Below are 4,652 nucleotides of genomic sequence, written 5' to 3'. Positions count from 1 at the left end.
AGATGCGTGATCTGATCCTTCAACTCAGCAAAAGTTCGATTTATTCAACAAAGTCCAAACTCCCCCACGTTACGAAGATGCTTCAGGCGGACAATATCGTCATAAGAGATTGCGGCGTGATTCATTAGATCACCTCCCGGAGAGGCAGGCGAGCAGCAAGGCAAAGCACATACTCATGGACCAGTGAAAGACGTGCATGATGCTCATTGCTGGCGACGATACGCAGCATACTGATACGTGGTTTACGTTCTGCACGACGAACGGCGGCAAAAACAAATATAAATTGAGGATGTGATGGGGCGAGGATCGTAGCCATAAGGGCAACCTCCAATAAGTAGCGGTAAATGCCACCACCGGAGTTCCTACGCTCATGGGTGGTGACCCGAACGGGGGTAGGAATACCGGCCTTATTGGAAACCGGCCAGCCCGAAGGCTGCCCCGCCCGGACCACCATTATCTGAAAGGGGCTAAGGTATAAGCACCGCAGCCCGAAAAATGGGTGTGCCTGAGCAACGACGTAAAAAAAGACGCACGGCGCGTCTGGTGTCGCCAATAAGTAACTCGGGTTCCTACGCCCGGCAGCCGATTTTGCGGCAGCAGGAAAACTATACCTGGAAAAGATATCAGGACGCAAGCCAGAAAAAAGGAGATGAGACGGCAAAGCCAGTTTCACGCATGGCCTCCTTGCTCGCGGGCAGCAATTCGCGCCGCCATCCATGCACTGACCTCCGACTGTACCCAGGCCACATTTTTTCCACCCAGGGATATCTGCTGAGGGAAGGCATCGCGGCTGATAAGGTCGTAGATGGTTGAACGGGATAGCCCGCAAAGGTGCATCACTTCTGGTAATCGTATGAAGCGCTCCTGCTGAGCCGGAACCGGGAGCACCGGAGAAGCTGGTGCCGGGGTGGAAACGGAAATACTATTCATCTGGCTACCTCTCTAATATGTTTACAACAGTCCGGGCAATTCCATCCGGATTCAGGTAGCTCCTTATTATGTTTATATAAGCGGCTCGCGCATGCTTTATTTATTTGGAGTGAAATATTGATTTCTCAAAAAATAAAACAGCTAAAAACCGTATGAAACGGACAAAAACAAAACATTCTTTTATGGAATATAATAAGGAGCATCAAGAATAAAAAAGTCTATTACACCAGGCAGGATCACAAATCAATTATGAACCAGACCATATCATTCCGGGCGTTACATCATAAGGATGAAGACAGTACCGGAATAATAAAAGGGCCAAAAAACGTTCATAAAAAACAGTTCATCATATGTATTAATTAAGTTAATGACTAAAAAAATTAAATTACCCGCATCCTTCCACATTTATCCGGATGTGTTTAATGAGCATCAGACAGATTCATTTTTATGGATATTTTCCTGAAATGCAACCGAGTGTAGAGAGGTTAAGTGTTTAATTTTCAAACAGACATAAGACACATTTTATACTGTATATTGAATAGTGTTGAATACGTGTGAATAGTGGTGAGGAGTAAAAATCCAGTAATAAACTGAAATAAATATCGCGATTTATATAAAAAACAAATATAAGTTTAAATTTATCTCTGTGAACAGTCATGAACAGTAGATGACCACTTTGATTTAAACCCTACACTCCTTAACTACATGTATTTACTATTCTTTTATGAAAGTGAACAGTAGTGAATAGTATGTATTAAAGGAAGGGTGAGGATCAGACATGACACCTTTCTCTGGCTAGCCAGAACAAGGTCATTGTTCAGTCACTGGCACAATCCTCATCGGTAGTGCGCTTGTATGGGCACCGGCACAATTGACACAACAACAAAACACTACCGGAGCAGCCATGACAACTGTTAACCAGATCCCTGATGCAAACATTACACCCTCCCTCTCACCGAAAATTCGCGAAGCGGTAGAAAAAGTTAAAGCAGCAAAAGCTGTCTGGCAGGAAGAACGGCGAATACAAACTGAAGCCGCTGCAATGACTGAAACTATCCGTAAACGTCAGGAAGATACAAAAACGGAGACGCAGGCGCTTAATGATGAATGGCGAAACCTGTTTCGTGAGAATCAGGGGAATATGACGCCACGAATGAAAAAACTGCGGGCAGAAATCGCCCTGGGACGCGAAACACTTGATGAGTTCGAAGATTTGCTTGAAGCTCACTCCGCAGAAAATGAATTCCTGCCCTGGAAAACTGCGGATGCTGCAAACCGCTACATCAGCGAACATAACCGGCTGATTGAAACTCATGCAGTGTGGCTCTGGAATGAGTTTATGAAGGAACACGGCCAGAAACTTATTCAGATCCTTGGATTGCTGAAAATGACTCTGGGGCGAAGCGCTTCTTCCGTTATCGGCGTGGTTCATACCGTAAACGACCCTGAAAGTGTGCTGAAGCAATTTATCGGCGAGCAACTCACCACTCCGGCACTGTCCTGTAACGTATCTTCAACGGATGATATTGCCCTGCCGGGGATCAGCATTTATGCGGACGATAAAGCCATCCGGGATGCCAGGCAATCACCTAGTCCTGCAGCACGTTCCCGGATGCTTAAACAGCGTGACATGGTTAAAGGGGAAGAGAAGGGATGAATACTGGAAACATTACTCAGGAAGCTCTCAACAACTACCGCGCGGCGATAAAAAGCTGGCTGACACTACGTAATGTGCAAAGTACCAGCCAGCTTCGTTTGGCGGCTCTTCTGGATACTGAAGAAAAACCGGCAGCATATGCCAGCCAGCTTGAAAATCTTCGTGAGCGCCTTGCACTCCTCGAATGGCAAATTAACTGTGCCGCCCGGGACGGTCTTTATGCTCACCAGATTGTGCTGGAAAGCTGTGTTACAAGCGCAATTGAAAACTTCATGAGCGAGCATGGTGATGCACTCACTGACGCTCTGGCTCCTTTTCTTTGCGCACCATACGGGCTTGAGGCGGCAATGAAAATATTACGCACCGCTGTAGTCCGACAAACCGAAATCCGTACTCCTGTAATTTCAGCAGCATATAAGAGCGTTATCGACGAAACCGGATTAACGGTGGATGCATCAATGCGAGCTGATGCTGCAGCCACTTTCACTCCGGCAAAACATAAAGTTTTCCTGGCCCGCCTCAACAGGCTTAATGAAAAAGGAGGGTATTGATATGGCCCTGAAGTGTCCTGAATGTGGCACGGTCGCACACGCCAGAACCAGCGCCTATGAAGCTCCATCGGTTAAACGCTCATGGTATCAGTGCCAGAATCTTGAATGCTCCTGCACATTTACTGCCCTGGAAAGTGTGGACATGATAATTATGAAGCCCCATAAACCAGCAGCACCTGAGCCTGAATCACAGAGCGATTCTCTTGTCCGTCAGCCGCATACACTGGGCCGCTACGGTTCAGCCTGTACCCTTAAAGACCGCCATGCACAATAAAATGAGGAGGAACAACAATATGGCAGAACAACAATTGACTGAAAAACAGATTCAGGCCGCAACCGGACACGTAGTAACACTCCTCGCGAGGGCAAAAAAACCGCTTCAGGATGCGGATTGGCTCATGAATTTGCCTGCAAATTAAATAGCCCGCGAGACGGAAAAACTGACGAAAAGCCTTTCCTCCGACTGGCAATCCCGAATTATCGACCTTTACCAAAAAATGCAGACCTGGGTGGAGGCCAGACAGGCCGAAGAAGCAGCCATTGAGAACCTCGGGGCTCTGCGCCAGCATCAGACCGAAACTGAGCAGGCCAGCAAAAACAATCGGGCGCAGTTCAGGGAATTGCTTAACCAGAGCGGCGGCATCGTAACGCCGGAGATGAAAGCTCTTCGGGCTGAATATCTGGAACAACAGGAAACAGCCACAGAACTGGCTGGGCTGATTACTGAAAAAGAAGAGTTGCTGCCGCTACTGGCTGACGCGACCGCGCGTAAGGCAAACGCCTATGTAAACTGCCATCATGGTATCACTGAGGAGCGTATTGATGAGCTTTTACGAGACTTTTTTATTTTCCACGGTTCCGAATTGAGCAGCCTGCTCAGGATGAAGTACAGACAATTCGAACGGAATAGCTCAGTGCAAATACCGGGCATTATTGAAGGGACAAATGATGCAGATACGTTGTATCGTGAATTTATCCTGAATCTAATGCTGAAGTGGACGAATGAAATATTGCCGTTGAGATTCCGGGACGACGTGATGAGTCTGACCGGTTCAGCACCGGTATCAGGATCACATGAAGACAGAAAAAAAAGAAAGCTGTTCTGACATGAACAGAAAAGCTCACTTAAGCCCGGCCAGTGCCGGGTTTTTTGATGCATGTAGCCTGAGTGCATGTCTATACTGCATGAAATCGCATGACTTTATGCACTTGCATTTTTACTTCCCAGACCAGATAAGGCGCAGTTTAGAGCCTATCATGCAACTGCATGAAAACCACTCCATAAAGCGGGCAGGCGTGGCGGGGCTACGAGCGCGCGCAATGAGAGATCAACAATGGATTATCATTTTACCTTAGGCTATGATTAACAAATAATCGTCTTGAATAATGGAATTATTTTTAAGGAGTATGTGTGTTAAATAAAATTGTCTTAGAAAATTTTAAAGGATATGAGAGGTTAGGGAAGGTGCGAATAAGCGGGGAAATTCTTCTCGGCTGACTCAGTCATTTCATTT

At 46.6% G+C, this 4,652-nt stretch carries 7 protein-coding genes; 5 read left to right on the top strand and 2 right to left on the bottom strand.

Annotated elements, in window-relative coordinates; all coding sequences use genetic code 11:
* Nucleotides 1–124 precede the first annotated feature (124 nt).
* A complete protein-coding gene (locus tag ACOTX7_RS23845) occupies nucleotides 125–673 on the bottom strand; it encodes a host cell division inhibitor Icd-like protein (protein WP_112844567.1) in 549 nt (182 codons plus the stop codon).
* Nucleotides 670–930 carry a helix-turn-helix transcriptional regulator gene (locus ACOTX7_RS23840; protein WP_108463263.1) on the bottom strand — a complete coding sequence of 87 codons (261 nt, stop codon included), beginning with the start codon at nucleotides 928–930 and terminating at the stop codon, nucleotides 670–672. The genes ACOTX7_RS23845 and ACOTX7_RS23840 overlap by 4 nt, the downstream gene beginning before the upstream one ends.
* A gap of 904 nt (nucleotides 931–1,834) precedes the next feature.
* Here ACOTX7_RS23840 and ACOTX7_RS23835 point away from each other — a divergent pair.
* The 5 genes from ACOTX7_RS23835 (at nucleotide 1,835) to ACOTX7_RS23815 (ending at nucleotide 4,244) form a co-directional block, all read left to right on the top strand.
* Complete coding sequence (locus tag ACOTX7_RS23835; protein ID WP_213808001.1) at nucleotides 1,835–2,587, top strand: septation initiation protein; 753 nt, start codon at nucleotides 1,835–1,837, stop codon at nucleotides 2,585–2,587.
* Complete coding sequence (locus ACOTX7_RS23830) at nucleotides 2,584–3,138, top strand: phage polarity suppression protein (protein ID WP_112844569.1); 555 nt, start codon at nucleotides 2,584–2,586, stop codon at nucleotides 3,136–3,138. The genes ACOTX7_RS23835 and ACOTX7_RS23830 overlap by 4 nt, the downstream gene beginning before the upstream one ends.
* Nucleotide 3,139: 1 nt before the next feature.
* Nucleotides 3,140–3,412, top strand: coding sequence for an ogr/Delta-like zinc finger family protein (locus ACOTX7_RS23825; RefSeq protein WP_249941029.1), 273 nt, complete (start codon nucleotides 3,140–3,142; stop codon nucleotides 3,410–3,412).
* A gap of 19 nt (nucleotides 3,413–3,431) precedes the next feature.
* Nucleotides 3,432–3,557 (top strand): hypothetical protein, encoded by a 126-nt coding sequence (locus tag ACOTX7_RS23820; RefSeq protein ID WP_421626173.1) that lies wholly within the window; start codon nucleotides 3,432–3,434, stop codon nucleotides 3,555–3,557.
* Between the two features lie 78 nt (nucleotides 3,558–3,635).
* The gene (locus ACOTX7_RS23815; protein WP_260630910.1) at nucleotides 3,636–4,244 is read left to right on the top strand and encodes a hypothetical protein; all 609 of its coding nucleotides are present in this window, start codon (nucleotides 3,636–3,638) and stop codon (nucleotides 4,242–4,244) included.
* The last annotated feature ends 408 nt before the right edge of the window (nucleotides 4,245–4,652 follow it).

The sequence above is a fragment of the Enterobacter cloacae complex sp. IR5418 genome, from assembly GCF_049238105.1.
Classification (GTDB): domain Bacteria; phylum Pseudomonadota; class Gammaproteobacteria; order Enterobacterales; family Enterobacteriaceae; genus Enterobacter; species Enterobacter hormaechei.
Note: the sequence above shows the minus strand (reverse complement) of the source record. Positions and strands in the feature narration are given on the sequence as shown.